The organism is Mesorhizobium sp. M0698, from assembly GCF_040320455.1.
Lineage (GTDB): Bacteria > Pseudomonadota > Alphaproteobacteria > Rhizobiales > Rhizobiaceae > Mesorhizobium.
On record NZ_JAMYPQ010000006.1, the window covers coordinates 151,556 to 176,276 of the forward strand.

26 protein-coding genes are annotated in these 24,721 nt (G+C 64.3%); 16 read left to right on the top strand and 10 right to left on the bottom strand.

Features of this window, described 5'->3' with window-relative positions:
- Positions 1–34: 34 nt before the first annotated feature.
- The 3 genes from NKI16_RS15640 to NKI16_RS15650 are packed head-to-tail and all read right to left on the bottom strand — an operon-like array spanning position 35 to position 5,833.
- A complete protein-coding gene (locus NKI16_RS15640; RefSeq protein WP_352923204.1) occupies positions 35–3,343 on the bottom strand; it encodes an error-prone DNA polymerase in 3,309 nt (1,102 codons plus the stop codon).
- A complete protein-coding gene (locus NKI16_RS15645; protein WP_352636475.1) occupies positions 3,340–4,818 on the bottom strand; it encodes a DUF6504 family protein in 1,479 nt (492 codons plus the stop codon). Before NKI16_RS15645 ends, NKI16_RS15640 begins: the two co-directional genes overlap by 4 nt.
- A complete protein-coding gene (locus NKI16_RS15650) occupies positions 4,751–5,833 on the bottom strand; it encodes an ImuA family protein (RefSeq protein WP_352923207.1) in 1,083 nt (360 codons plus the stop codon). Before NKI16_RS15650 ends, NKI16_RS15645 begins: the two co-directional genes overlap by 68 nt.
- Before the next feature lie 183 nt (positions 5,834–6,016).
- Here NKI16_RS15650 and NKI16_RS15655 point away from each other — a divergent pair, with 183 nt between their 5' ends.
- Together NKI16_RS15655 and NKI16_RS15660 are read left to right on the top strand one after the other, a co-directional pair.
- Positions 6,017–6,439 carry a metallopeptidase family protein gene (locus NKI16_RS15655; RefSeq protein ID WP_352594348.1) on the top strand — a complete coding sequence of 141 codons (423 nt, stop codon included), beginning with the start codon at positions 6,017–6,019 and terminating at the stop codon, positions 6,437–6,439.
- Between the two features lie 7 nt (positions 6,440–6,446).
- The gene (locus tag NKI16_RS15660) at positions 6,447–6,872 is read left to right on the top strand and encodes a hypothetical protein (protein WP_352782305.1); all 426 of its coding nucleotides are present in this window, start codon (positions 6,447–6,449) and stop codon (positions 6,870–6,872) included.
- A 10-nt stretch (positions 6,873–6,882) separates the two neighbouring features.
- Here the strand turns inward: NKI16_RS15660 and NKI16_RS15665 are convergent, their stop codons facing one another.
- The gene (locus NKI16_RS15665) at positions 6,883–7,089 is read right to left on the bottom strand and encodes a DUF1737 domain-containing protein (protein WP_352458330.1); all 207 of its coding nucleotides are present in this window, start codon (positions 7,087–7,089) and stop codon (positions 6,883–6,885) included.
- 28 nt (positions 7,090–7,117) lie between these two features.
- A complete protein-coding gene (locus NKI16_RS15670; RefSeq protein WP_352697023.1) occupies positions 7,118–7,999 on the bottom strand; it encodes an HpcH/HpaI aldolase/citrate lyase family protein in 882 nt (293 codons plus the stop codon).
- Between the two features lie 278 nt (positions 8,000–8,277).
- On the opposite strand from NKI16_RS15670, the gene NKI16_RS15675 reads away from it, so the two are divergent.
- Genes NKI16_RS15675 through NKI16_RS15690 form a run of 4 tightly spaced genes read left to right on the top strand, consistent with a single transcriptional unit; the run spans position 8,278 to position 13,290 of the window.
- A complete protein-coding gene (locus NKI16_RS15675; protein ID WP_352594350.1) occupies positions 8,278–9,822 on the top strand; it encodes a DUF4153 domain-containing protein in 1,545 nt (514 codons plus the stop codon).
- Positions 9,823–9,826: 4 nt separating this feature from the next.
- Positions 9,827–10,519, top strand: a complete 693-nt coding sequence (locus NKI16_RS15680; protein WP_352450230.1) for a response regulator transcription factor — start codon at positions 9,827–9,829, stop codon at positions 10,517–10,519.
- The gene (locus NKI16_RS15685) at positions 10,507–12,093 is read left to right on the top strand and encodes an ATP-binding protein (protein WP_352782307.1); all 1,587 of its coding nucleotides are present in this window, start codon (positions 10,507–10,509) and stop codon (positions 12,091–12,093) included. The genes NKI16_RS15680 and NKI16_RS15685 overlap by 13 nt, the downstream gene beginning before the upstream one ends.
- A 30-nt stretch (positions 12,094–12,123) precedes the next feature.
- Positions 12,124–13,290, top strand: coding sequence for an NAD(P)/FAD-dependent oxidoreductase (locus tag NKI16_RS15690; RefSeq protein WP_352450228.1), 1,167 nt, complete (start codon positions 12,124–12,126; stop codon positions 13,288–13,290).
- Positions 13,291–13,307: 17 nt separating this feature from the next.
- On the opposite strand, the gene NKI16_RS15695 is transcribed toward NKI16_RS15690, so the two are convergent.
- Positions 13,308–13,733, bottom strand: a complete 426-nt coding sequence (locus NKI16_RS15695; RefSeq protein ID WP_352782350.1) for a GNAT family N-acetyltransferase — start codon at positions 13,731–13,733, stop codon at positions 13,308–13,310.
- 167 nt (positions 13,734–13,900) lie between these two features.
- Between NKI16_RS15695 and leuD the strand changes: the two genes are divergently transcribed.
- The 6 genes from leuD (at position 13,901) to NKI16_RS15725 (ending at position 18,102) form a co-directional block, all read left to right on the top strand.
- Entirely contained in the window at positions 13,901–14,506 is a 606-nt protein-coding gene (gene leuD, locus NKI16_RS15700) for a 3-isopropylmalate dehydratase small subunit (RefSeq protein ID WP_352450224.1), read from the top strand.
- A gap of 61 nt (positions 14,507–14,567) precedes the next feature.
- A complete protein-coding gene (locus NKI16_RS15705; protein WP_352782310.1) occupies positions 14,568–15,497 on the top strand; it encodes an Ivy family c-type lysozyme inhibitor in 930 nt (309 codons plus the stop codon).
- 110 nt (positions 15,498–15,607) lie between these two features.
- Complete coding sequence (locus NKI16_RS15710; protein WP_352470853.1) at positions 15,608–15,991, top strand: RidA family protein; 384 nt, start codon at positions 15,608–15,610, stop codon at positions 15,989–15,991.
- A 48-nt stretch (positions 15,992–16,039) separates the two neighbouring features.
- Positions 16,040–16,393: a VOC family protein gene (locus NKI16_RS15715; RefSeq protein WP_352782312.1), complete on the top strand. Its 354-nt coding sequence runs from the start codon at positions 16,040–16,042 to the stop codon at positions 16,391–16,393.
- 91 nt (positions 16,394–16,484) lie between these two features.
- Complete coding sequence (leuB, locus tag NKI16_RS15720) at positions 16,485–17,588, top strand: 3-isopropylmalate dehydrogenase (protein WP_352782314.1); 1,104 nt, start codon at positions 16,485–16,487, stop codon at positions 17,586–17,588.
- Positions 17,589–17,592: 4 nt separating this feature from the next.
- Positions 17,593–18,102, top strand: coding sequence for a GNAT family N-acetyltransferase (locus NKI16_RS15725; protein ID WP_352570049.1), 510 nt, complete (start codon positions 17,593–17,595; stop codon positions 18,100–18,102).
- Positions 18,103–18,380: 278 nt separating this feature from the next.
- Here NKI16_RS15725 and NKI16_RS15730 read toward each other — a convergent pair whose 3' ends face one another.
- Positions 18,381–19,088 carry a DUF805 domain-containing protein gene (locus NKI16_RS15730; RefSeq protein WP_352570048.1) on the bottom strand — a complete coding sequence of 236 codons (708 nt, stop codon included), beginning with the start codon at positions 19,086–19,088 and terminating at the stop codon, positions 18,381–18,383.
- An 88-nt stretch (positions 19,089–19,176) separates the two neighbouring features.
- Positions 19,177–21,009, bottom strand: a complete 1,833-nt coding sequence (locus NKI16_RS15735; protein ID WP_352782315.1) for a DEAD/DEAH box helicase — start codon at positions 21,007–21,009, stop codon at positions 19,177–19,179.
- A 201-nt stretch (positions 21,010–21,210) separates the two neighbouring features.
- Between NKI16_RS15735 and NKI16_RS15740 the strand changes: the two genes are divergently transcribed.
- Both NKI16_RS15740 and NKI16_RS15745 read left to right on the top strand, forming a co-directional pair.
- Complete coding sequence (locus tag NKI16_RS15740; protein WP_352450216.1) at positions 21,211–21,360, top strand: hypothetical protein; 150 nt, start codon at positions 21,211–21,213, stop codon at positions 21,358–21,360.
- A gap of 106 nt (positions 21,361–21,466) precedes the next feature.
- On the top strand, positions 21,467–22,501 hold the full coding sequence (locus tag NKI16_RS15745; RefSeq protein ID WP_023680535.1) for an aspartate-semialdehyde dehydrogenase: 1,035 nt from the start codon (positions 21,467–21,469) through the stop codon (positions 22,499–22,501).
- 185 nt (positions 22,502–22,686) lie between these two features.
- Here NKI16_RS15745 and NKI16_RS15750 read toward each other — a convergent pair whose 3' ends face one another.
- Positions 22,687–23,094: an ACT domain-containing protein gene (locus NKI16_RS15750; protein WP_352624817.1), complete on the bottom strand. Its 408-nt coding sequence runs from the start codon at positions 23,092–23,094 to the stop codon at positions 22,687–22,689.
- Between the two features lie 260 nt (positions 23,095–23,354).
- On the opposite strand from NKI16_RS15750, the gene NKI16_RS15755 reads away from it, so the two are divergent.
- Both NKI16_RS15755 and NKI16_RS15760 read left to right on the top strand, forming a co-directional pair.
- Entirely contained in the window at positions 23,355–23,765 is a 411-nt protein-coding gene (locus tag NKI16_RS15755; RefSeq protein WP_352541971.1) for a DoxX family protein, read from the top strand.
- 191 nt (positions 23,766–23,956) lie between these two features.
- Complete coding sequence (locus NKI16_RS15760) at positions 23,957–24,220, top strand: YMGG-like glycine zipper-containing protein (protein ID WP_023680734.1); 264 nt, start codon at positions 23,957–23,959, stop codon at positions 24,218–24,220.
- 72 nt (positions 24,221–24,292) lie between these two features.
- Here the strand turns inward: NKI16_RS15760 and rpsP are convergent, their stop codons facing one another.
- The gene (rpsP, locus tag NKI16_RS15765) at positions 24,293–24,694 is read right to left on the bottom strand and encodes a 30S ribosomal protein S16 (RefSeq protein ID WP_352593759.1); all 402 of its coding nucleotides are present in this window, start codon (positions 24,692–24,694) and stop codon (positions 24,293–24,295) included.
- Between the last annotated feature and the right edge of the window lie 27 nt (positions 24,695–24,721).

The following is a 24,721-nucleotide window of genomic DNA, read 5'->3' on the forward strand; positions in this document are numbered from 1 at the left end:
GTTCAGAGCCGCTCCGTCGCGATCTTTCGCGCCTCTATTGAAAATTGCGCCCTTTGGGCATGACCTTCTCTGCCTTTCCCAGTAGTTCCGTTTGCGCGATGCTGCCAGGCTGAGCCTCGTCTGCACTGCTCGACAGTCTGTCCGCAGGCCTTGCCTGCTCAAGCAGCACCGACAGCCACGGCGTCAGATCCTCGACCTTCTCGGCGACGATATGGATGACGTCCGATTCCGATTGCAACTTGCCGGTGACGCGGATGAGACGCGCGCCCATGACGATGGGGCGGAAGCGGTCAAAAGTCCTTTCCCAGAAAATAATGTTGGCGACCGCATTCTCGTCTTCCAGCGTCAGGAAAATCGCCTTGCCATTGCCCGGCCGCTGCCGCACCAGCACGAGGCCGGCGACCGAAACGCGCCGGCCGTCCCGCACCTGGCCGAGCCGCACATTGGGCGTGACGCCGGAACGATCCAGCCTTTGACGCAGGAAGGCGACCGGGTGCGCCTTCAGCGACAGGCCAAGCGAGCGGTAGTCGTGGACGACGTGCTCGCCGAGCGGCATTGTCGGGAGCCTGGTTGCAGGCTCCAGATCGCGCAAGCGGATCGCCGGCTGGTCGAACAGCGGCAGCTTTTCGGCGGCACTCTTGCCGTCGAGCGCGCGGACCGCCCATAGAGCGTCGCGACGGTTCAATCCAAGCGACCGGAAAGCGTCGGCCTGCGCCAGTTTTTCGATCTCGTCGACGTTGAGGCCCGAGCGCAGCCAGACGTCGCGTACGGATGCATAGCCGGCGCCGCGCCTCGACACAAACGCTTCCATGCGCTCCTTCGACAGGCCCTTGACCTGGCGAAAGCCGAGCCGGACGGCATGGCTGGTCCGGATGACGCCGCGCATCTGGGCATGGCGGTCAAGGATACGATCCGGATCGAAAGGCGATTTCTCCAAGGCGCAATCCCAGCCGGAAAAATTGACGTCGACCTCGCGGATCTCGACGCCGTGGTCATGCGCGTCGCGGACAAGCTGGGCCGGCTGGTAAAACCCCATCGGCTGGGAATTCAGGATCGCGGCGCAGAACACGTCGGGATAGAAGGTCTTGAACCAGCAGGAGGCATAGACCAGCAGGGCGAAGGAGGCGGCGTGGCTCTCGGGAAAGCCGTATTCGCCAAAACCCTCGATCTGCTTGAAGCAGCGCTCGGCGAAGTCTTTTTCGTAGCCCTTGGCGACCATGCCGTCGACCATTCTCTTGCGGTAATTGCCGATCGTGCCGGTGCGCTTGAATGTCGCCATGGCGCGGCGCAGTTCATCGGCCTCGCCCGGCCTGAAGCCGCCAGCAACGATGGCGATCTTCATCGCCTGCTCCTGGAACAGCGGCACGCCCAGCGTCCTGCCGAGTATTTTTTCCAGTTCCGGCTTGGGATATTCGGGTTTTTCCTTGCCTTGCCGGCGGCGCAGATAAGGGTGGACCATGTCGCCTTGGATCGGGCCGGGCCGCACGATCGCCACCTCGATGACGAGGTCGTAAAAGCTTTTCGGCCGCAGCCGCGGCAGCATCGACATCTGCGCGCGCGATTCGATCTGGAAGACGCCGATCGTGTCGGCACGGCAGATCATGTCGTAGACATGCTTGTCCTCGGCAGGCAGAGTGGCCAGCACATAGGGCAGGCCGTACTCGTCCCGCGCCTGCGGATAATGATCCTGGAGCAGGGTGAAAGCGCGCTGCAGACAGGTCAGCATGCCGAGCGCCAGCACGTCCACTTTAAGGATTTTCACCGCGTCGAGATCGTCCTTGTCCCACTCGACCATCTTGCGCTCGTCCATCGCCGTCTTGACGATGGGCACGATCTCGTCGAGCCGGTCCCGGGTGATGACGAAACCGCCGACATGCTGCGACAAATGACGAGGAAAGCCCATGATCTCGTTGGCGCATTCGATCACATGCCTTGTCGATGGATCGGTCTGATCGAGGCCGCCGGCCTTTGTCTCCTTTTCGCCGAGCTCCGAGGTCGACCAGCCCCAGATCGAACTGGACAGCGCGCCCCGGACGTCGTCCGACAGGCCCATCGCCTTGGCCACTTCGCGCATCGCCGAGCGGCCCCGGTAGCTGACGACGGCGGCGGCCAGCGCGGTGCGCTTGGTGCTGTATTTGGAATAGATGTACTGGATGACCTCCTCGCGCTTTTCATGCTCGAAATCGACGTCGATGTCGGGCGGCTCGTTTCTTTCCTCGGAAATGAAGCGTTCGAAAAGCGTTTCGATCTTGTCCGGGCCGACTTCGGTGATGCCAATGCAGAAGCAGATGATCGAGTTGGCGGCAGAGCCGCGCCCCTGGCAGAGAATGTTCTGGCTGCGGGCGAATTTGACGATGTCGTGGACAGTCAGGAAATAGCGCGCGTAGTTCAGGCGCTCGATCAGAGCGAGCTCCTCCTCGATGCGCTGCGTCACAAAAGCGGGCACGCCCGAGGGGTAGCGGATGGCGGCTCCCTCCTTGGCCAGCCTTTCCAGTTCGGCCTGCGGCCCAAGACCCGATTCCGTCGGCTCGTCGGGATAGTTGTATTGCAGGTCACTGAGCGAGAAGGTCAGCTCGCCGGCAAAACGCAGCGTTTCCGCCAGCGCTTGCGGATGCCTGCGGAAAAGCCGTGCCATCTCCAGCGGCGGCTTTAAGTGACGCTCGGCATTGGCCGCCAGCTCCAGCCCCACCTCGGCGACGGGCACATTGAGGCGGATCGCCGTCAGCACGTCCTGCAGCGGGCGCCGTTCCGACGTATGGTAGAGAACATCGTTGGTCGCCATCAACGGGATGCCGGCCAGCTCCGCCATCGCCGCCGCCTGCTCGATACGGAAGCGGTCGTTGCCGCGGCAATCCGGCGAAACCGCAAGCCGCAGGTTTTCACCGAAACGATCCGTGAGCCGGCTAAGGAGTGCGAGGCTGGTTTCCGCGTCCGCCGACACATCCGGCAGTATGGCGAGCGACAGGAGATCGCCCCATTCGAGAAGATCGCTCTGTTTGAGGAGCGTCGCCCCTTTTTCGTTCTCGTCACGCAGATTGGCCTGCGTCAGCATGCGGCAGAGATGCCCCCAGCCCTTGCGATCCTGCGGGTAGGCGAGGATGTCCGGCGTGCCGTCGCAAAAAACCAGGCGGCAGCCGGGATGATAGGAAGCACCCTCCACCTTGGCCTGCTGCCAGGCGCGCACCACGCCCGCCACCGTGTTGCGGTCGGCGAGACCGATCGCCGAAAACCCCAGGAATTTTGCCGCGACCACCAGCTCCTCCGGTTTCGAGGCACCGCGCAGAAACGAGAAGTTCGACTGGATGCCGAATTCGGCATAGGGGTTGGCCGTCAGCGCATTCATGCGAAGATCCCATGCATGAACCAGCGCGGCGAGGGCTGCGAGGCGCTGTAAAGGCCCTGGCGATAGAGCCAGTAACGGCGGCCGTCGGCATCCTCGATGCGGAAATAATCCCGGGTCGGGGCATCTTCTCGTCCCGCCGCCCCTCGCCACCATTCCGGCGCGATGCGCTCCGGCCCTTCGGCGCGCGCGACCCGATAGAGCGCGCGCCGCCAGCGGAAGTTCAAAGGCGGGCCTTCCGGCATTTCGGTGGCCGGCACCTCGATCGGCTCGGGCGAACGGAAAAGCCGGATCGGCCGTTCCGGCTGGAAGACGGTCGAGGGAGCGTCCTTCGCCTTGTCCGGCTGCTTCGGCGGCGAGCTTCTCTGCGGCGCCTCCGTGAAGGGAAGGGTGGCGACGGCGCGCTCCGGCAAATGGCTCTCGACGGCGACCGGCTTCAAGACCGCGCCTTCGCCGAGCCGGGCGCGAATGCGGTCGGCAAAAAGCGCGATATCGGCACCGTCGTCGCTCGTCTCGCCGGCAAGGTCGGCCTGCTGCATGTCGAAGGCGGCGGCGGTCAGCACCGAAAGGCGCACGAGATCGAAGCCATAGCCGGCGTCGATATCCTGTTCGAGCGCGGCAAGCCTTTCGTGGAACAATTTCTGGATCAGCCGCGGCTCGCGCAGAGGCCGCGAGGTGCCGACGGCGATGCGGCTGACGCCGCCATCGACGCGGAAAAGCAGCAGCGCCAGCCGCCTTGCGCCCTCGCCGCGACGCTCGAGGTCGCTCTTCAAGGTGGTCGCCAGCATGCCGGTCAGCCGCTCGATGTCCTCGGTCAGCATGATCGGCTCGGCAAGGTGACGCTCGACCGAAAGCGGTGCCACCGGCAGGCGCGGCGACACGGCCTCCTCGAGGCGGCCAAGCGCCTGGTCGAGACGCAAGAGCAGCGATGCGCCGAAGCGGCGGGCCAGCGGCGCGCGCGGTGCCGCCATGACGGCGCCCGCCGTGCGCAGGCCGACGCTTTCGAGGCTGGCGCGTACCTCCGGGTCGATGCGCAGCGCCGCCAGCGGCAAGGGCGCGAGAAGCGCTTCCTCCTCACCATCGGGCACGATGCGGTCGCCAGCAAACCGCGCCGCCGCCCAGGCAGCACCAGGCGTGGCGGCAAGCCCGGCGCGGACATCGAAGCCCTGATGGAAAAAACGCGACAGGATATCGTCCAGCATCGAGCGTTCGCCGCCGAAAAGATGGGTGCAGCCGGTGACGTCGAGATAGAGGCCGTCGGTCCCGTCAAGCGCCACCAGCGGGGTATAGCGGTCGCACCAGTCGGCGAGGCCTTCGAGCAGGCGCCGGTCGGCCTCCGGATCGGCCTCCACGATGTCGATCGAGGGATGCATGGCGCGTGCGTCGGCTATGCCCATGCCGCGCTTCAGATTAAGCGCCTCGGCCCGCTCGTCGAGGGCGGCGATGCGCTGGGCGTTCCGGTCGCGGTGACTGATCACCAGCGGCAGGTGATCCGACGGCCGGGAACGCCAGGACCGCCCCAGACGCTGCCGCAGGATCCTCTCGGCGGCGAGATGCGGAAACCACAGGGATAGGAGTCTTTGGCCGTTCTGGGGCCCATTCCTGAGACCTTCCTTGCTCGCCCCGTCTTTCTTCGAATATGCGTTCATCGGGGTTCCACTCCAGTGTGAATTTTCCGGGCAAGGCCGTGCGGCTCTTGCCGATGGCGACGGTGAAGGCGGGTCGGCCGATCGAGCCGGCGAGCGGCCCGGCAAGCGTCTTACGCGTTGCCGCCGGTGCCGCCGACAGGATGAGGCGGACGGGCGCTGCCGTCGGTTCGGGCTCGCCGGCCTGGCGCAGCAGGAACAGCGGCCGGCCCGCACTCTGCGCGCGGGCGTGCAGCCGCCGCGTCGCGGTGAGGTCAAGCCGCTGCGGGCTGCCGCGGATTTCGAGGATGACGGCGGCCAGCGCCGTCATCCGGGCAGCCGCCTCGGCGATCCACAGCGCATCGAGCAGCCTTGGCGCCTCGGAAAACAGCAATTGCTCCGGCTCGATGCCGAAGAAGGCGTGAAGCCCCCTGGCATAGGGAAAGCCGGCCTCGCGGAAAACCTCGGATGTGCCGATCCACAGCACCGGCAATCGCGGCCCCTGGCTGAGGATCAGGCTGACGAGCGACAAGGCAAAACCGGCAACGGCCCCGGCATCGCGGGTCGCGGCGCCATGAAACTCGCTCACCGCCGCCTTCGGCAGGCCGCCGCTCAGCGCAGCATCGAGGCGCTCGGCGCCGGTGCGCAAAAACGCATCGGGCGGCGCCATGGCGAGGCCGCGCCGGACAATGGTCAGATTCCGAGCGGGTGTCGGATGCCGAGAGGGTGTCAGACTCTGACGAGAGACATCCGCGTCAAACGACGAACTGGCCGGCGCCTCCAGGCGCTCGGGCAAGGTCCCTTCGATCTTCGCGATCTGGCGGCGCAGGGCAAAAACAGTCTCCCGCGCCACGGCGCTTGTCGCCATGACGGTCAGCTTCCACTCACAATTGTTCCTGTTATGTTCCCTAGAATTCCAGAGGCCGGCCAAAGAGTCAAGCGGAGTCATGGGGAATTTATTCCTGTAGTGGGGGCGTGACACGGTCACCCCAGCCCGACCATTTGCCGAGTCCGGCCCGAAAGCCTATATGCCGGGATCAAAGGACAAAGCATGGCTCGCATCTACCAAACACGCATCTGGCACGACCAGCTTTCGCCAACGATGGAGGAAATCGAGCTCCTGGCGCTGGAGGCCTATGCCCATCTGCCGGAGGACTTTCGCAAGTTGACCGGCGAGATCGTCATTCAGATCGCCGAATTCCCGACCGACGAGATCATGGACGACCTTTCGCTGGAAACGCCCTTCGACCTGCTCGGCCTGTTCGAGGGGCGCGGCATCGCCGAGCGCTGGAACCCGCAGACCGGCGAGGGGCCGAACCGCATCACGCTCTATCGCCGCGCCATCCTCGACTACTGGGCCGAGAACGAGGAAACGCTGGGCGACATCGTCACCCATGTGCTGATCCACGAGATCGGCCACCATTTCGGCCTGTCGGACGACGATATGGAGCGGATCGAGGAAGCGGCTGAATAGCACTCAGATGACAGAAGCAGAATTTGCCGATCTGATCGATTGCAATTGGCCGTATCACGACATTTCACTGAGCCGGGAACTGATCGAATCCGCAGTGAGGATTTCGCCGAATGCCGCGTTCTTAGCACTTAGCGAGCTTTGCCATCTGCCCGCAAGTGCTGCCGTCGAGCCCGCCATTCTCCTAGCTCTGGTCGACTTTTGGCTATCCGAAGTCGACCACCCGGTGGCATCTCTGACTGCAGAATGCGCGATCTCCTTGATCGAACGCAAGCGACTGCCGGTTCCCGAGATACTTACGAAGATGGGTTACGCCTCCGGTTATCCCGGCCTCCTTGCAGCGCTATCGATACTCTATTTCAGCTGCGATGACGTCGACGGGCTCGCAGACGCGCGGCTCAACGAAATCAGAGCCGTCTGGGAAAGGCTGCCGTAGCCGGTAGCACCTACCAATCGCTGAGCTTGGTGTCGGGGCCGTATTCCTGGCCCTCGATGTCCTTCACCACGGCCTGGCCGCAGCGCATGGTCTTGGCCTCCTTGTCATAGGCATAGGTCGGCGAGCCGAACAGGTGCCAGCCCTTGTTCAGCGCCGCCGTCACCTTGTGGCAGAAGCTGGCATCGTCCGGGCCGGACAGAAAGCGGTAGAGTTTCATTCTTCAATCCTGTCGTCAGTTACGTTAGTCATGCGCGAACAGCGGCGGCCTTCGCCAGCAGTTTTTCGGCCTGCGCCAGATGCAGCCGCTCGACCATCTTGCCGTTCAGCGCAACTACCGCCCTACCGGTATTTTCGGCGAACGCGAAGGCATCCTTGACCGCGCGCGCCTCGGCTATTGCTTCGGGCGACGGTGCAAAGGCGCGGTTCGCGGCTTCGATCTGAGCTGGATGGATCAGCGACTTGCCGTCAAAACCCATGGCGGCCGCTTCCGTGCACTCGCGCGCAAACCCGTCCATATCGCGAAAATCATTGAAGACGCCATCGAGCAGGTCGAGGCCGCCGGCGCGCGCGGCGAGCACCATCTGCATCAGCCATGGAACGAGATAGCGCCGGTCGGGCATGGCGAGAATTCCGGTGTCCTTGACCAGGTCATTCGTTCCGGCAGCGAAACACACCAGTCGAGAGGCCGGATCGCGGCCGAGCTCGGCAATCGGCCCAATGTTGAGCAGCGCCTTGGGCGTCTCGATCATCGCCCATAGCTTGACTTCGTCGGCGATAAAATTGTCGTCGAGCACGTCGCCGGCCTCGAGAATGTCGCGCGGCGTGTCGACCTTGGGCAGCAGGATGGCGTCGGGCGAGCATTTTGCCGCGGCCAGCAGGTCGGCGCCGCCCCACTCGCTCGACAGCGCGTTGATGCGCACGACCATCTCGCAGCGCCGGTTGGAATGGCCGGCGAAAATCGCCGCCAGTTTTTCGCGCGCGGAAAGTTTATCGGCCGGGGCGACGGCGTCCTCGAGATCGATGACGACGGTATCGCAGGCCAGCGATTGGATCTTGGCCAGCGCCTTGTCGTTCGAAGCCGGGACGTAAAGCACCGAGCGGCGCGGGCGGTAGCTTTCGGTGGTCATCTTCGATCTATGCCGCCTGCAGCTAGCCGAGGCAAGCCGTGCATAAAAACTGCACGCAATTTCGGAAAATCTCCTCGTCTCCGCCCCGCTTGCCACCCGACCGGATGCGACAAGGGCGGCATGCAAGAGCAAAAGAACTCCCGTTGGTCCCTGCCGTACCGGCTTCGCCGCGAAAGCTGGTGGCTCGTCGATCCGCCCCAGACTTTGGCAACCCTCCTCCCTTTCGTCCGGAAATCCCTGCCCACCAGCCGCATCAAAGCCGCCGAGAAAGCCCGATCATGACAGTATTCCTCTCGGCGGCGCCGAGCTATTGCAGCCGCTTCGGCGTTGCCGTCCTGCTCGTCGCGTTGGCCGATTTCTTCTTCTATGGCCAACCGGCGGGCATCACGCTTTTCCTGTTCGGCGTTGCGATTGCAGCGGCGAGCATGGCTCTCCATCCTCTCGACGTCTTCAACGATGGCAGGTTCTGGTTCAAGCCGGTTGCGCTGTTTATGGCGCTGCTGCCGCTTGTGGAAAATGTCAGCGCACTGTCCGTCTCGATCGCGCTGGCGGCGACGGCCATCCTCGCGCTTTCACTGGCCGGACGGTTGCGGCGCGGCCTTGCCCGTATTGCCGGCCAACTCTCGCTGTTCCTGCTTGCAACGCCATTTCGGCTCGTCCTTGATTTCTTCCGCTGGCGCACGGCGGCGCGGCGGCTTGGCCGGCGGCGCGTGCGCCTTGCGGCGATCGCCGTCTGGGTCATGCCGCTGGGCCTCGGCGCAGTGTTCCTCGCGCTGTTCGGCGCCGCCAATCCGGTCATCGAATATTGGTTCTCGCTGATCGACCTGATGGCACTGCTCGACGTCGTCCAGCTGCCACGTCTCGGCTTCTGGCTGTTCGTGCTTGCCTGCGTCTGGGCCTTTCTGCGGCCGCGGCTGCCGCGCTTTCTCCGCCGCCGCAGGGTGTCGCCAGCCAGCGCACCGGCGACGCCGGCCACCAGGACCACCATCGAGGACATCGTCTTCGGCAAGGCCGCTATCCTCCGCGCGCTCGTCGTCTTCAACATCCTGTTCGCGGTGCAGAGCGCACTCGACGCCACCTATCTGTGGGGCGGCATCGCGCTTCCCGACGGGCTGACCTATGCCGCCTACGCGCATCGCGGCGCCTATCCGCTGATCGTCACGGCGCTGCTGGCCGCCGGCTTCGTGCTGGCGGCGCTGCGGCCGGGAAGTGCGACCTCCGGCGATCCGCTCATCCGCCGGCTGGTTTATGCCTGGGTGGCGCAGAACATCCTCCTGGTGATCTCGTCGATCCTGCGGCTCGATCTCTATATCGGTATCTATGCGCTGACCTATTGGCGTGTCGCTGCGTTCGTCTGGATGGGGCTGGTGGCGGCGGGCCTTGTCCTGATCATAGCCCGCATCGCGCGCGAAAAGTCCAACGAATGGCTGCTTGCCGCCAATCTTCTGACGCTATCGGCGACGCTCTATGCCTGCTCGTTCATCAACTTTGCCGCGCTGATTGCCAACTACAATGTCGACCATTGCTTCGAAATGACCGGCCAAGGCACCCAGCTCGACGTCTGGTACCTGCGCTCGCTCGGGCCCGGCGCCTTGCCGGCGCTCGATCGCTTCGTCCAGCACCAGAGCAGGACGGTTTCCGCGGAGGATGCCTCCATCCGCGAACTCGCCGGCTGGTATGCACAGGACGAAGCACGCTTCCGCGCCGGCCAGGAAAGCTGGCGGGGCTGGAGCTTTCGTGACTGGCGGCTCAACCGCGCCCTCGACAGGCGTGGCCCGTTCGTGGTTCCTCCGATGTCCGAACCCTTCATGCCGGGCCGCTGATTTGATGCCGCACCACATACTGGTCGCCGACGACGACCCGCACATTCGCGAAATCATCTGCTTCGCGCTGGAAAAGGCCGGCATGAAAACGCTGGCGGTGCCGGACGGCGCGGCTGCCTTGCAGGCGATAGAGCGCCATGCGCCCGATCTCGTCGTGCTCGACATCGGCATGCCGGAAATGGACGGGCTGGAAGTGTGCCGGCGGCTGCGCCACACATCCGACCTGCCGGTGCTGTTCCTGTCCGCGCGGGATGAAGAGATCGACCGCGTCCTCGGGCTGGAGATGGGCGGCGATGATTATGTCACCAAGCCGTTCAGCCCGCGCGAGCTGGTCGCCCGCGTCAACGTCATCCTGCGCCGCGCGCGGCCCACGCCGGAACCAGCCGACGACCGGCAATTCTCGCATGGCAGACTGTTGCTGGTTCCGGCAAGCCATACAGCCAGCTTCGACGGCAAGCCGCTGGCGCTGACGTCGATCGAATTCGCGATCCTTAAAGGCTTTTTGGCGCGGCCGGCGTATGTGCTTGGCCGCGACATGGTGATGGCCAACGCCTATGCGGCCAATATCCATGTCGCAGACCGCACCGTCGACAGCCATATCCGCAATATCCGCGCCAAGCTGGCGGCCGTCGGCTGCGTCGATGCGATCGAGACCGTGCACGGCGTCGGTTTTCGGCTGGGCGGATGCGGCGCGTGAGCGCCCAAGAACTGATTGGCAGCAAATGGCGGCCTCGCCTCGCCACGGTCGTCATCGCCATCCTGATCATGGTGATGGCGCTGCCGCTGGCCGGCCTGTTTTTCTTCCGGCTCTACGAGAACCAGCTGATCAGGCAGACCGAGGCCGAGCTGATCGCCCAAGGCGCCGCCCTTGGCGCGATCTATGCGCAAGAGGTTCGCGAGGCCGGCCTTGCCCCGGAAAAGCTCGGCGCACCCGTGCCTTCACCCAACACCAGCGATCGGGCCTCTCCCTACCAGCCAATCGAACCGCGCCTCGATCTTGCGTCCGACAGGATCCTGCCGACCCGGCCCGCGGCCACCGCGGCCAGCGCCGATCCCGCCTTCGCGGCAATCGGCGCACGCCTGTCGGGCATTCTTGCCGAGACGCAGAAGACCACGCTCGCCGGCTTCCGGCTGCTCGATCCCAGAGGCGTGGTCATCGCCGGCCGTGAGGAGGCCGGCCTGTCGCTCGCCGCTGTCGACGAGGTTGGCGCAGCGCTTGCCGGCCGCTACGCCAGCGCGCTCAGGCTGCGGGTTCCCGACCAGCCGTCGCCGCCGCTCTATTCGGTCAGCCGCGGCACCAAGGTTCGCGTCTTTGTCGCCATGCCGGTTGCGGTCTCCGGCAAGGTCGCCGGCGTCGTCTATCTGTCGCGGACGCCGAACAACATCGTCAAGCATCTCTATGGCGAGCGCGGCAAGGTGGCGCTGGCGGCAATCACCATCCTCGGCGGCGCGCTGCTGATCGGGCTGGTCTTCCTGCGCGCCGTCAGCCGTCCGATCTATGCGCTGATGGAACGCACGAAACGCATCGCCGCCGGCGACCGCGCGGCGATCAGGCCGCTCGATCACCACGGCACGCGCGAAATGGGTGAACTCTCTGCTGCTTTCCTCGACATGGCCGAAAAGCTGCACGCACGCTCCGACGGCATCCAGACCTTTGCCACCCACGTCTCGCACGAGCTCAAATCGCCGCTGACGGCGATCCAGGGGGCCGCCGAACTGCTGCGCGATTCGGGCAGCGCGATGGACGAGGCCGAGCGGCGGCGCTTTTCGGACAATATCGTCACCGATGCCGGCCGGCTCAATCTGCTGGTGCGCCGCCTGCTCGACCTGGCGCGCGCCGAAAATCTCGAGCCGAGCGGCGAAAGCACGTCGCTCACTGCTGCACTGGCGCTGCTGCCGGCCGACGACAGGCTGGCGGTGCGCGTCGAGGCGGGCACCGAGATCGGGCTGCGCATATCGGCCGAAAACGCTGCGATCGTGCTGGCCAATCTCATCGACAATTCGGCGCGGCACGGCGCGACGCTGGTATCGGTCACAGCCGCAAAAGCGGACGGCAAGGCCACCATCGTGGTCGCTGACGACGGCGCCGGCGTTTCGCCCAGCAACCGAGGCCGCATCTTCGAGCCGTTCTTCACCACGCGCCGCGATTCCGGCGGCACCGGCATGGGCCTCGGCATCGTGCTGGCCCTCCTGAAAGCGCATGATGGCACGATCCGGCTGGTTGACTCGGCGAGCGGCACGCGCTTCGAAATCATCCTGCCGGCGGCGTGACTCGGCGGTTCAGATCGGAAGGGCCAAAAGGTGCATTACGACATCGTCATCATCGGCGGAGCCATCGTCGGCTCCTCGGTCGCCTATTATCTGCGCGAGGAAGGGTTTTCGGGCTCGATCGCGCTTGTCGAGCGCGACCCGCAATTTTCCCGCGCCGCGACCACGCTGTCCTGCGCCTCCATCCGCCAGCAGTTCTCGATCCCGGAAAACATCCGGCTGTCGCAATTCACGCTGAAACTGTTCCGGCGGCTCAGGGAAGAGTTTGGCGCGGACGCCGATATCGGCTTTCGCGAAGGCGGCTACCTCATCCTTGCCGGCGAGAACGGGCTGCCGATCCTGCGGGCCAACCACGAGGCGCAGATGGCCGAGGGCGCCGACATCGTGCTCGAGGATGCCGAGGCGCTCGTCCGCCGCTTTCCGTGGCTGTCGGTCGAGGGCATTTCCGCCGGCGCCTATGGCCGCAGCGGCGAAGGCTGGTTCGACGCGCATGCGATGCTGATGCTGTTCCGCAAGGCACTGCGAAGCAAGAACATCGATTTCATCACAGCGTCGGTGACCGGTATCGAGCGGCAGGGGAAGCGCGTCGCCGGTGTGACCCTCGACAATGGCGAGCGGCTCGAGGCCGGCACCGTCGTTAACGCCGCCGGGCCGAATGCCGGCAAGGTGGCAGCAATGGCCGGGCTGGCGTTGCCGGTGGAGCCGCGCAAGCGCAATGTCTTCGTCTTCGAGGCGCGCGAAAAATATGACGACATGCCGCTGCTGGTCGACCCGAGCGGCATCTATGTCCGGCCGGAGGGCTCGGTCTACATCACCGGCGGCGCCGAGCCGGAAGAGGGCGAAGGACCGGCCGACCCCGCCGACTTCGACCCCGACTGGCCGCTGTTCGAAGAGGTGATCTGGCCGGTGCTGGCGACCCGCATTCCGGCCTTCGAGGCGATCAAGCCGACGCGCGCCTGGGTCGGCCATTACGACTACAACACGCTCGACCAGAACGCGGTGATCGGCCCGCACCCGGAGGTCGGCAATTTCCTCTTCGCCAACGGTTTTTCCGGCCACGGCTTGCAGCAGGCTCCGGCGGTCGGCAAGGCGCTGGCCGAACTGATCGTGCATGGCGGCTATCGCACGGTGGATTGCTCGGCGTTCGGGTACAGCCGGATCGCCGACGGGCGGCCGTTTCGGGAATTGAATGTAATCTGAGAACTCCGCGGCAGGCGTCAGCGCTTGCGGCCGAACCAGAATGCGTTGGGCATGCGCTCCATGCCGATACGCTCATAGAAGCCGACGGCGTCGGGCATGGATGTCAGGCTGATGGCAACGGAAGGTCCGAGTTGCCGGCGTGCCTCATCCATCAGGCCCTTGCCGATACCCAGCCCTTGCGTCGATGCAGAAACAGCGAGCTCGGAGATATAGCAGACCCAGGAAAAATCGGTGATGCCGCGAGCGACACCAACCAGCGGCTTGCCCGGTGCATCGATGCGCGCGGTGAGCACCAGGTCGGCACTCGTGAGCATCGCCTTCAAACGGGCATAATCATCGACGGGCCGTGTCTCGCCGAGGCCGGATTCCACCAGAACGCGGCGGAACTCGGCGATGCCGAGGCCCGGTTCGCTGGCATAAAGGATCGTGGATCGCGTTGTCATGTCGACAAAAGTGCACCATGGGCTGGTGGTTTTGAAGCTGTTTTGTACCGATTTTGTGTTTCGATCGACGACGGAAGTCCAAAAACAGCCGTCTTTTATTTGCCCGCGGCATTGTGTAAACCGAGCGCCAGCAATTCCCCGCAACGAGAAGAAGACGGGCAAGAACCATGGAAAAATTCACCAAGCTCACCGGTGTCGCCGCGCCGATGCCGATCGTCAATGTCGACACCGACATGATCATCCCCAAGGATTATCTCAAGACGATCAAGCGCACCGGGCTCGGCACCGGCCTGTTCGCCGAAATGCGTTACAAGGACGACGGCTCGGAAAACCCGGACTTCGTGCTCAACAAGCCGGCCTACCGCAAGGCGCAGATCCTGGTCGCCGGCGACAATTTCGGCTGCGGTTCGAGCCGGGAACATGCGCCGTGGGCGCTGCTCGATTTCGGCATCCGCTGCGTCATCTCGACCTCGTTCGCCGACATTTTCTACAACAACTGCTTCAAGAACGGCATCTTGCCGATCACCGTCAGCGCGGAAGACCTGGAGAAGCTGATGGACGATGCCTCGCGCGGTTCCAACGCGACGCTGTCGGTTGATCTCGAAGCCAAGGAAATTCGCGGGCCGGACGGCGGCGTGGTCAAGTTCGACCTCGACGAATTCAAGCGCCACTGCCTGCTCAACGGGCTCGACGATATCGGTCTGACCATGGAGAAGGCCGGCGCCATCGCTTCGTTCGAGAAGAAGAACGCTGCTGAGCGCCCCTGGGCCTGAGCGGTACGATGACCCGGCCGCGACAGGCCGGGTTCGTGGCGGCTGAACGGAGGGAACAGTCATGACACGTTCGCTTCTTGCCGGGGCCTGCGCGCTGGCGTGGATTCTGATGCCGGTGGCAGGCGCGCATGCACAGACCGACGTGGTGCTCGTGCCGGCTGACGATGCGTCCGGCGGGGCCGCCGACCAGGGCGCGTTGAGCAATGCGGCCCTAGCCGACAATGACAAACAGGCGCCGATCCCGTTCGAGGGCGGCCAGCTGACCATCACCCAGGAGGAAGAATACGGGGAACGGGTACTCGCCTTCGACGGCAAGGAACTGGCGCGCAATTACGACGTCTTCTTCGACAAGATCGTCGAGGTCGGCGGCGTCAAGGTGGCGCTGGTCGATGTCGGCGACGGCGGCAACCAGTGCGGCCCGGCCAAGGTGATCGTGTGGAAGCCGGAGGGCGGTGCGATCCAGACGACCACGGTCGAGCAGGATGAATGCGGCGCGCCGCCGGCCGCGATCTCCGACAGCGCCGTCTATTTCGTACCCTATCTGCTGCCGGGCGATTCCAAGCCGGCGCTGCAATGGTCGCCGACGGACGGACTGACGACGTCCGGTAATCTGACCTACATGCCGGAGCCGGGCACCGACTGGAAAGACATCGATCCGTCGAAATACGACAACATCATTGATGCCTTTCACAACGAGGCCGTCTACAGGCTAGCCGAGACGCTGCTCGGCAAGGACATGCCCGACATGGCGACCAGCCTGCTGGTCGGCGGCGGCACGGAAAAAACCGCGTCGTGTGCCTTCTTTGCCAGCGGCTGCGTGCCGCATGATTGCGGTGGCAATGACGGCTTCATGGCGGTCGACCCGGTCAAGCACAAGCTGTATTTCGCCCGCCGCGGCGACAAGCCCGAGCCGGACGCGTGGCCGGCGGTGAGTACATGGCCGGCCGACGTCAAGGAAGCGCTGGACAAGGCGCTGGGGTCGGCGAATTAGAAATCGTTCTGCCGCGATCCTTCGCGCGCCCCGGACATCCCCGCTTGGGGGGAGATCGGCCGTCACCGCTGCTTTCGCCAAACCGCCTACGCTGCAAAAAAAGAGGACCTATGCGAAAACTGATCTCCACCGGTTCGCCCTTCGAGAAGACCGCCGGCTATTCGCGCGCCGTGGTGCAGGGCGACTGGTGTTTCGTGTCCGGAACGACCGGCTACGATTATGCGACCATGTCGATGCCGGAGACTGTAGAGGCACAAACGCGCAATTGCCTGGCGACGATCGCCAAGGCGCTCGGGGACGGCGGCTTCGAGATGGCCGATGTGGTGCGGGCACATTACTATATCACCGATGCGGCTTTCGTGGATGTGGTGTTCCCGATCCTCGGCGAGGCCTTTGGCGAGATCAGGCCGGCGGCAACGATGATCGTGTGCCAGCTCAACAAGCCGGAGATGAAGATCGAGATCGAGGTGACGGCGCTGCGGCGCACAGCCTGATGCCTGTCACGGTTGCGACAACGACACGGTCAGCACGAGGATCGGCCCATGGTTAAGGTCAGGCGCATCGTTGCAAACATAGACACGCAGGATATCGCGGCGGCAAAACCCTTCTATCAGGATGTGCTCGGCCTCGATCTCAAGATGGATATGGGCTGGATCGCTACCTACGGCTCGCAAGAGACGATGTCCGTGCAGGTCAGCTTCATGGCCGAAGGGGGATCAGGAACGCCGGTTCCGGACATCTCTATCGAAGTCGACGAGGTCGATGCCGCGCTTGAAAGCATGAGAAAGGCCGGCTTTGCCATCGAATACGGTCCGGCGGACGAACCCTGGGGCGTGCGGCGCTTCTTCGTATGCGACCCGTTCGGCAGGCTGGTCAATATCCTTTCGCACCGGTAGCGACACCGGGCGGCAAAGCGCGGGCTTGCGCAGAACCCGCTTGGCCTTTAGCAAGGCCGCGTTCATGCGCTAAACGATTGGAACGGTTCTCATGGCTTCGAAAAATCTTCTCCTGCTTGCCGGCGACGGTATCGGCCCCGAGGCGATGGCCGAGGTGAAGAAATTGATCGCCGCCATGAACGATAAGCTCGGCAGCGATTTCGTCACCGATGAGGGCCTTGTCGGCGGCTGCGCCTATGACGCGCATGGCGCGGCGATTTCCGATGCCGACATGGCCAAGGCAATGGCGTCGGACGCGGTGCTGTTCGGCGCCGTCGGCGGACCGAAATGGGATGCCGTGCCTTACGAGGTGCGCCCGGAGGCGGGTCTGCTGCGGCTGCGCAAGGACATGGAGCTGTTTGCCAATCTCAGGCCGGCAATCTGCTATCCGGCGCTGGCGGCGTCCTCCTCGCTGAAGCAGGAGGTGGTCGAGGGGCTCGATATCCTGATCGTGCGCGAGCTCACCGGCGGCGTCTATTTCGGCGAGCCTAAGCAGATCATCGACCTCGGCAACGGCCAGAAGCGCGGCATCGACACCCAAATATACGATACGTTCGAGATCGAGCGCATTTCGGGCGTTGCCTTCGAATTGGCGCGCACGCGCAAGAATCACGTCACCTCGATGGAAAAGCGCAACGTGATGAAGTCGGGCGTGCTGTGGAACGAGGTCGTCACCCAGACGCACAAGGCCAAGTATGCCGACGTCAAGCTCGATCACATGTTGGCCGATGCTGGCGGCATGCAGCTGGTGCGCTGGCCGAAGCAGTTCGACGTCATCGTCACCGACAATCTGTTCGGCGACATGCTGTCCGACATCGCCGCCATGCTGACCGGCTCGATCGGCATGCTGCCGTCGGCCTCGCTCGGCGCGCCGGATGCGAAGACAAAAAAGCGCAAGGCGCTCTACGAGCCGGTGCACGGCTCGGCGCCCGACATCGCCGGCAAGGGCATCGCCAATCCGATCGCCATGATCGCCTCCTTCGCCATGTGCATGCGCTATTCCTTCGGCATGGTTGAAGAGGCCGACCGGCTGGAAGGCGCGATCGCCGCCGTGCTCGATCAGGGGTTGCGCACCAGGGATATTCATTCGCCGGGGATGACCGAGGTCGGCACCGCTGAGATGGGCGGCGCGATCATCGCCAAGTTCCTGGGCTGATCCTATGGCGGTCGACGTCCGCTGGGCGACGACTGGGGATGCGGCGGCACTCACCACCGTGCTTTGCGAAATGGCGGTGCATTACCGGCAACCGCCACTCGACGCCAGCCAGGTTTTGTCGGCGGCGCAGAAATGGCTTGGCGACGAAAGCCCATCCTATCCGCATTTTGCGCTCGCCTTCGTCGATGGCGAAGTTTGCGGGCTGGCCTCGGTTGCGATCGCGCATCCCGGCATCGATCTCGAGCGGCTGCTGTTCCTCAAGGACCTGTTCGTGCGCGATACCGCCCGCGATGGCGGTGTCGGTCGAGCGCTGATGGCATTCCTCGCCGGCAATTGCATGCGCGAAGGCATCGGCCGTATCGATCTGACCACGGAGGACTGCAACGAAGGCGCGCTGCGCTTCTATGCCCAATTTGGTGCCGAGCGTCACGAGCAGAAGGTCTTTCTCAGGTTATCCGGCGAGGCGCTGCTGGCGATCGCGGCTGGTTCCTCGACGCGATCTTGGAAGCCCTAAATTGGAGATTGGCCGAAACATCTCCCCCTTCGTCATCCTGGGGCGAAGCAAGGAGCGAAGCGACGCGGCGCAGACCCCAGGATCCATGCCGTTACCCGGCGGCAGTGCTCGGCCGACCAGAACCGAGTGCTTCTTCGTGGTGGATATGAGCGCCATTCTGAACCGCTGCGTTCCTCGGCTTATGTCGCGGCATGGATCCCAGGGTCTGCGCTCCGCTTCGCGTCGCTCCGCCCTAGGATGACGAAGGCGTGGCGGCCGGCGACCCAATCGTGGAGGTACTAAACCCTGACACCTACTGGCACCGGACCCCACTGGTTTTCGCGCGGCTGGGTCGGGATCAGCGCAAAGATCAGGATGATCACGGTGCCGAAGGTCGGGATCAGGAAAAGCAGGAAGAGCCAGCCGGTCAGGCCGATATCGTGCAGGCGACGCACGTTCAGCCCGAACCACGGCAGGGCTGTCGCCAGCAGAAAGAGGCCGAAAAGGCCGACCGCTACTGCCGGCAGTTCAGCGGTATTGCCCATGGCGCCGTCGATAAAGACACCGATGCCTATGACCACGAGCAGCGCGATCGTCCAGAACAGGCAATAGCCCCAATATTCCTTGCGGCAGGCACGGCCGGCGAAGTTGAAGTAATTCTCGGTCAGACCCAGCCAGAAATAGTTCCACAGGCCGGCCGATTCGGCCGGACTTTGTTCAGCGGAACGGCCGAAATGTTGCGGCTGACGTGCCGCTGGCGCGTTGCCGGCCTGAGATGGCGCGGCGGTTGCAGTGGAGGCGTCGGCAGGCGCACTGCCAGGTTGGGCGCGGATCGAAAAAACATCGCGTGCCCGTCCGCCAGCCGGCTGGAATTCGACGGTCGTACCTCCGGCAACCGATGCTTCGCGGCGCAAATCTTCGCGCGCCAAAGTGTAGCGGTTGCCGTCGGCTCCGATGATGAAGCCGAAACCCTGGTCTTCGTCGTAATGAAGAACTTCGCCGCGCATGTCCTGCCCACCCCCATTTCCCCGCCCCAGACTGTGCAAAGTTCCGGCAGACCGCAAGGGGCGTGCGGAAATGGAGAGTGCTGGCTATTTACCCCGGCCGTTTCTTCGATGTCTTGTGTTTCGCAGGTCCGCCTTCGAACTTCGCCTTGGCCGGTTTTCCGGCCCAGGGCTTCGCCTCGAATGCCGGGCGCTGGTCGGCCGGTGCGCGCTTCTCGAATTTGGGCGTGTTCTGATCGAAGGTGCGCTTGCCGCGGTGCGGCTTCTTTTCGGGCCGCGGTTCCTGGTAGCCGGCCCGCGACAAATCCGGCGTGCCGTCCAGCCGCTTGACCGCAATGTTGCCCTGCAGCTTGCGGTCGGGGCCGATCGCAGCGAGGAAACGCTCGGCCCAGTCCGCCGCGATCTGCACGAAGGTTTCCTCCGGCTGCATCTTGATGGCGCCGATCTCGCGCTTGGAAATGCCGCCTGTCCGGCACAGCATCGGGATCAGCCAGCGCGGCTCGGCATTCTGCCGGCGTCCGACCGACAGCGAGAACCAGACGCTGTCGCCGAAATCGTCGCGGCGGCTCGGTGCCTCGTCCCGGCGCGCAAATTTTTCGCCCGACGGCGTGAACGGTGCCACGTCGAGAAGATCCTCCGGCGCCGAGTGGCTGGAGCGGCACATCCGCACGAATGCGGCGGCAACCTGTTCGGGCCCGTGCTGATCGAGAAGCGCCTCGACGAAGCCGCGCTCCTCATCCTTCATAGGCTCGCTGAAGACCGGATCAGCGAGAATGCGCTCGTCGTCGCGCCGTATCACGTCGTCGGCCGACGGCGGGCTCGCCCAGGTTGCCGCAAGGCCGGCACTTTGCAGCAGCCGCTCGGTGCGCCTGCGGGCACTATTGGGCACGATCAGCGCGCTGACGCCCTTGCGTCCCGCACGACCCGTGCGTCCGCTTCGGTGCAGGAGCGTTTCCGGGTTGGTCGGCAGGTCGGCATGGATCACCAGCTCGAGATTGGGCAGGTCGATGCCGCGTGCCGCGACGTCGGTGGCGATGCAGACCTTGGCGCGGCCGTCGCGCATCGCCTGTAGCGCGTGGCTGCGCTCGTTCTGGCTAAGCTCGCCGGACAGCGCCACGACGGAAAAGTTGCGATTGTTGAAGCGCGCCGTCAAATGGTTCACGGCGGCGCGCGTGTTGCAGAACACCAGCGCGTTCTTGGCCTCGTAAAAGCGCAGCACGTTGATGATGGCGTTTTCGCGGTCCGCCTGGGCGACGCTCAGCGCCCGGTATTCGATGTCGAGATGCTGCTTTTCCTCGCCGGAGGCCGAGATGCGCACAGCATCGCGCTGGTAGCCCTTGGCCAGCGTGGCGATGGAGCGCGGCACGGTCGCGGAAAACATCAGCGTGCGGCGATCGGCGGGTGCGGCATCGAGGATGAATTCCAGATCCTCGCGAAAGCCGAGATCGAGCATCTCGTCGGCCTCGTCGAGCACCACTGCCTTGAGCGCCGACATGTCGAGCGAATTGCGGGTGATGTGGTCGCGCAGGCGGCCGGGCGTGCCCACGACGATATGGGCGCCGCGCTCCAGCGCGCGCCGTTCGGTGCGCATGTCCATGCCGCCGACGCAGGACGCCACCGTGGCGCCGGTCAGTTCGTAGAGCCATTCCAGCTCGCGCGTTACCTGCAGGGCCAGCTCCCGCGTCGGCGCCACGGCCAGCGCCAGGGGTGCCGCCGCGTGGGAAAAGCGCTCCGCGCCATCGAGAAGGGTCGGCGCCAAAGCCAGACCGAAGGCGACGGTCTTGCCGGAGCCGGTCTGGGCCGAAACCAGCGCATCGGCCTGGCCAAGCTCGAGAACGGCCTTCTGCACCGGCGTCAGCTCGACATAGCCGCGTTTTTCCAGCGCCTTTGCCAGCGCGGGAACAATAGCTTCGAAATTGGACATCTTGCTCTTTCGAAATTCGGATTCTGAATACCCGGCGACGGGTCAAATGTCGGCAAGCGCCACAGACGGGCGCCACGAGCCAGACGATGCTCGTTCGTACTTGGTGCCGCCGTCATTGTACAGGGCGGGCGGGTCGGCCTTGTTGCGATTGACTCTAGACGTAAACCGCGTAAAAGCCGGCACCGAACGGGATAGTTTTCGATGCGCGGCCTTTTGATGGCGCTTTCTGCCTTCGACATCCCCGGCCCCAATGCGAACCATTGGGCCGGGCGCGTCGCTGCGTCTCCTCGTTCCAGCAAAATCACGTTCTTGCTCAAAAAAACCGGCAAAACGACCACCAAAACGGTCTGATTCCCTTGGCCTAACCACCCTCTCCCGGGTCCGGCCCGGGGGTTGAAACCCGCATCGGCCGGCGGGTTTTCTCCAGAAAACGAGCGGAGAGGGACAGGAGATTTCGATGAGTTTCAAGGTTGCGATCGTCGGCGCCACGGGCAATGTGGGCCGGGAAATGCTCAACATACTCGAAGAGCGCGGCTTTCCGGTGAGCGAGGTGGTGGCGCTGGCCTCGCGGCGCAGCCAGGGCACGGAAGTGTCGTTCGGCGACCGCACGCTGAAGGTCAGAGCGCTCGACCAATATGATTTTTCAGATACCGACATCTGCATCATGTCGGCCGGCGGCAACGTCTCCAAGGAATGGTCGCCGAAGATCGGCAAGCAGGGCTGCGTCGTCATCGATAATTCGTCGGCCTTCCGCTACGACCAGGACGTGCCGCTGATCGTTCCGGAAGTGAACCCGGATGCGATCTCGCTGTTCACGCGCAAGAACATCATTGCCAACCCGAACTGCTCGACGGCGCAGTTGGTCGTGGCGCTGAAGCCGCTGCATGACGCGGCCACCATCAAGCGCGTCGTCGTCGCCACCTACCAGTCGGTCTCCGGCGCCGGCAAGGAAGGCATGGACGAATTGTTCACGCAGACGCGCGCGGTGTTTGTCGCCGACCAGGTCGACGTCAAGAAGTTCACCAAGCGTATCGCCTTCAACGTCATCCCGCATATCGACGTCTTCCTCGACGACGGCTTCACCAAGGAAGAGTGGAAGATGGTGGCCGAGACCAAGAAGATGCTCGACCCGAAGATCAAGCTGACGGCGACCTGCGTGCGCGTGCCGGTGTTCATCGGCCATTCGGAAGCGGTCAACATCGAGTTCGAGAAGCCGATCACCGCCGATGAGGCGCGCGAGATCCTGCGTGAGGCGCCGGGCTGCCAGGTCATCGACAAGCGCGAGGACGGCGGCTACATCACGCCGCTGGAATCGGCCGGCGAGGACGCCACGTTCATCTCGCGCATCCGCGAGGACTCGACCATCGACAACGGCCTGTCGATGTGGATCGTCTCCGACAATCTGCGCAAGGGCGCGGCACTCAATGCGGTGCAGATCGCGGAACTGCTGGTCGAGCGCGGGCTGATCCAGCCTAAGAAGAAGGCGGCATAGTTTCGCTCACGGGCCGCATCGCCGCTGTCGCGGCTGGCCCTCCGCGGGGGCGCCGGACGACCGGCGGCCCGCAGTCGCGGGCTCGGCCTTCGGCCGTTAGCGCCCTTCTCCCCGTTCACGGGGAGAAGGTGCCGGCAGGCGGATGAGGGGCACAGGCGTCTCAAATAGGCAGCAAGGCGACGGCGTCACAGCCGGTTCTCCTCCGCTAGGTCCAACAGCAACTCCAGCGCCTCCTCCGCCCGGTCGGCGGGCACGAACAGATGATCGTGGTAGAAGGCCGAGACCGGATTGACGCCGATGCCGGCGGTGGCCAGCCGCGCGGTGATGGCGGCGAGGAAGCCGACCGCTTCCAGCGACGAATGGATGTTCAGCGTCAGCATCCGGCAGCGGAACACGGTTTTCAGTCCAGCGGCCTTGGCATGGTCTTCAAGCACGATCAGCGTCGTGCCCTCGCGCTCGCGAAACAGCATCACCGGGTGGAGCCTGTCGGGAACGGGCGCATCGGGTGGCAACGTGGTGAAGACATGAACGCCGGCAAGCAATTCCGGCGTCATTGCCGCCAGCAACTGTTTCAGGTCGGTCTCTCCGGCCATCGGTTGCTTTCGTTGTGCGATCAGGCGGCGGCTGCCGTCGAGCGCTCGGAAGACACCTCTACGGTTTTCAATAACGCCCTCCACCTCACCCCGCAACGTGGACTTGGCCAGGTTCGTTGCCGGCTGAACTTGCACATCCAAGGTCGCCGTCCCCCGGAGCTGAAAAAGAGCTGGAGGCGTGTCGGATCGCCGTCATGGGCCGCGTCCTTGGTTCGATCTGGCGAAGGAGCCAGTGCTCACAACGACCGGAGGGAACATCAATGACCATGTCTCAGGCAGCACCCGTCTCACCGCGTGCCCTGTGGGCCGGCCGCGTGCTCAGCGCCGTCATCGTGCTGTTCATGATCTTCGACGGCGTCATCAAGCTACCGCCGCTCGAAATCGTCACCCAGACCATGGTGCAGCTCGGCTGGCCGGCCGATGCCAATGTCTCGCGCATGCTCGGCACCATTGGATTGGTCTCGACAGCGCTTTACGCGCTGCCACGCACCTCGGTGCTCGGCGCCATCCTGCTCACCGCCTATCTCGGCGGCGCCGTCGCCACGCATGTGCGTATCGGCAGCCCTTTGTTCTCGCACATACTGTTCGGCGTCTATCTCGGCGCCATCCTCTGGGGTGGCCTGTATCTGCGCGATCCAAGGGTGCGCGCGTTATTCCCGTTCAGCCAATAGCGGCGACATCGAAAGCCGTTCGATGCTGGCCACGCCGCCAGAGCGGGCGCGGTGTGCCGCCGCCTTTCTACTCTTTGGATCAAATCGAGCGCCGCCGGGCGGCAGCCGATCTTCTTCTTTGGATCAAATCGCCTGGTTGCGAGTTAGGGGGTGCAGCGGCGAGGACGGCACCCTGTTGGAGAGGAACGACAATGAAAAAGGTGATGATCTTGATGGCCTTGCTGGTCCCGCTCGGTGCCTGCTCCCGTACTGAGCAAGGCGCGGCAGTTGGTGGCCTGGGCGGTGCGGCGGTCGGCGCTGCTGTGGCCGGCAACCCGACCAAGGGCGCGGTGATCGGCGGTGCGGCCGGCGCTTTGGCCGGTGCACTGATCGGCCGTGCCAGCGAAAGCGGCCAATGCCGTTATCGCGATCGCAACGGTCGTGTCTACGTTGCGAGTTGCCCGGAAGGCTATTGATCGGGCCGCACCATATGGATGCAATAGCAAAACGGCGGGCAGGGCCCGCCGTTTCGTGGTTGTGGAGATGATTTATTCGGCGCTGGCGGCTTCCGCCTCGGCCGGCGCGGCTGCGGCGGCGGCAACGGCCGCGGCGGCATCTTCCTGCGCCTTCTTCAGCAAGGCTGCGCGCTCCTGCGCCTTCTTGCCGGGCTCGGCCTTGTTCGGGTTGGAGCGGGCTTCGCGCTTGGCGATGCCGGCTTCATCGAGGAAGCGCAGCACGCGGTCGGTCGGCTGGGCGCCATGCGACAGCCAATGCTTGACGCGCTCGGCGTCGACCTTGACGCGTTCGCCGTCCTTGGGCAGCAGCGGATTCCACGAGCCGAGCGACTCGATGAAACGGCCGTCGCGCGGCGAACGCGCGTCGGCGACGACGACATGGTAATAGGGACGCTTCTTCGAGCCCGCACGGGCCAATCGGATTTTCAGTGGCATTTCTTTTCTCCTAAAAGCTCTGATTCG

Excerpts from the sequence above, each read along its gene's own strand:
- NKI16_RS15640 (WP_352923204.1), bottom strand. The coding sequence starts at position 3,343 with ATGAATGCGCTGACGGCCAACCCCTATGCCGAATTCGGCATCCAGTCG.
- NKI16_RS15650 (WP_352923207.1), bottom strand. The coding sequence starts at position 5,833 with ATGGCGACAAGCGCCGTGGCGCGGGAGACTGTTTTTGCCCTGCGCCGC.
- NKI16_RS15655 (WP_352594348.1), top strand. The coding sequence starts at position 6,017 with ATGGCTCGCATCTACCAAACACGCATCTGGCACGACCAGCTTTCGCCA.
- NKI16_RS15660 (WP_352782305.1), top strand. The coding sequence starts at position 6,447 with ATGACAGAAGCAGAATTTGCCGATCTGATCGATTGCAATTGGCCGTAT.
- NKI16_RS15665 (WP_352458330.1), bottom strand. The coding sequence starts at position 7,089 with ATGAAACTCTACCGCTTTCTGTCCGGCCCGGACGATGCCAGCTTCTGC.
- NKI16_RS15670 (WP_352697023.1), bottom strand. The coding sequence starts at position 7,999 with ATGACCACCGAAAGCTACCGCCCGCGCCGCTCGGTGCTTTACGTCCCG.
- NKI16_RS15675 (WP_352594350.1), top strand. The coding sequence starts at position 8,278 with ATGACAGTATTCCTCTCGGCGGCGCCGAGCTATTGCAGCCGCTTCGGC.
- NKI16_RS15680 (WP_352450230.1), top strand. The coding sequence starts at position 9,827 with ATGCCGCACCACATACTGGTCGCCGACGACGACCCGCACATTCGCGAA.
- NKI16_RS15685 (WP_352782307.1), top strand. The coding sequence starts at position 10,507 with ATGCGGCGCGTGAGCGCCCAAGAACTGATTGGCAGCAAATGGCGGCCT.
- NKI16_RS15695 (WP_352782350.1), bottom strand. The coding sequence starts at position 13,733 with ATGACAACGCGATCCACGATCCTTTATGCCAGCGAACCGGGCCTCGGC.
- leuD (WP_352450224.1), top strand. The coding sequence starts at position 13,901 with ATGGAAAAATTCACCAAGCTCACCGGTGTCGCCGCGCCGATGCCGATC.
- NKI16_RS15705 (WP_352782310.1), top strand. The coding sequence starts at position 14,568 with ATGACACGTTCGCTTCTTGCCGGGGCCTGCGCGCTGGCGTGGATTCTG.
- NKI16_RS15710 (WP_352470853.1), top strand. The coding sequence starts at position 15,608 with ATGCGAAAACTGATCTCCACCGGTTCGCCCTTCGAGAAGACCGCCGGC.
- NKI16_RS15715 (WP_352782312.1), top strand. The coding sequence starts at position 16,040 with ATGGTTAAGGTCAGGCGCATCGTTGCAAACATAGACACGCAGGATATC.
- leuB (WP_352782314.1), top strand. The coding sequence starts at position 16,485 with ATGGCTTCGAAAAATCTTCTCCTGCTTGCCGGCGACGGTATCGGCCCC.
- NKI16_RS15725 (WP_352570049.1), top strand. The coding sequence starts at position 17,593 with ATGGCGGTCGACGTCCGCTGGGCGACGACTGGGGATGCGGCGGCACTC.
- NKI16_RS15730 (WP_352570048.1), bottom strand. The coding sequence starts at position 19,088 with ATGCGCGGCGAAGTTCTTCATTACGACGAAGACCAGGGTTTCGGCTTC.
- NKI16_RS15735 (WP_352782315.1), bottom strand. The coding sequence starts at position 21,009 with ATGTCCAATTTCGAAGCTATTGTTCCCGCGCTGGCAAAGGCGCTGGAA.
- NKI16_RS15740 (WP_352450216.1), top strand. The coding sequence starts at position 21,211 with ATGCGCGGCCTTTTGATGGCGCTTTCTGCCTTCGACATCCCCGGCCCC.
- NKI16_RS15745 (WP_023680535.1), top strand. The coding sequence starts at position 21,467 with ATGAGTTTCAAGGTTGCGATCGTCGGCGCCACGGGCAATGTGGGCCGG.
- NKI16_RS15750 (WP_352624817.1), bottom strand. The coding sequence starts at position 23,094 with ATGGCCGGAGAGACCGACCTGAAACAGTTGCTGGCGGCAATGACGCCG.
- NKI16_RS15755 (WP_352541971.1), top strand. The coding sequence starts at position 23,355 with ATGACCATGTCTCAGGCAGCACCCGTCTCACCGCGTGCCCTGTGGGCC.
- NKI16_RS15760 (WP_023680734.1), top strand. The coding sequence starts at position 23,957 with ATGAAAAAGGTGATGATCTTGATGGCCTTGCTGGTCCCGCTCGGTGCC.
- rpsP (WP_352593759.1), bottom strand. The coding sequence starts at position 24,694 with ATGCCACTGAAAATCCGATTGGCCCGTGCGGGCTCGAAGAAGCGTCCC.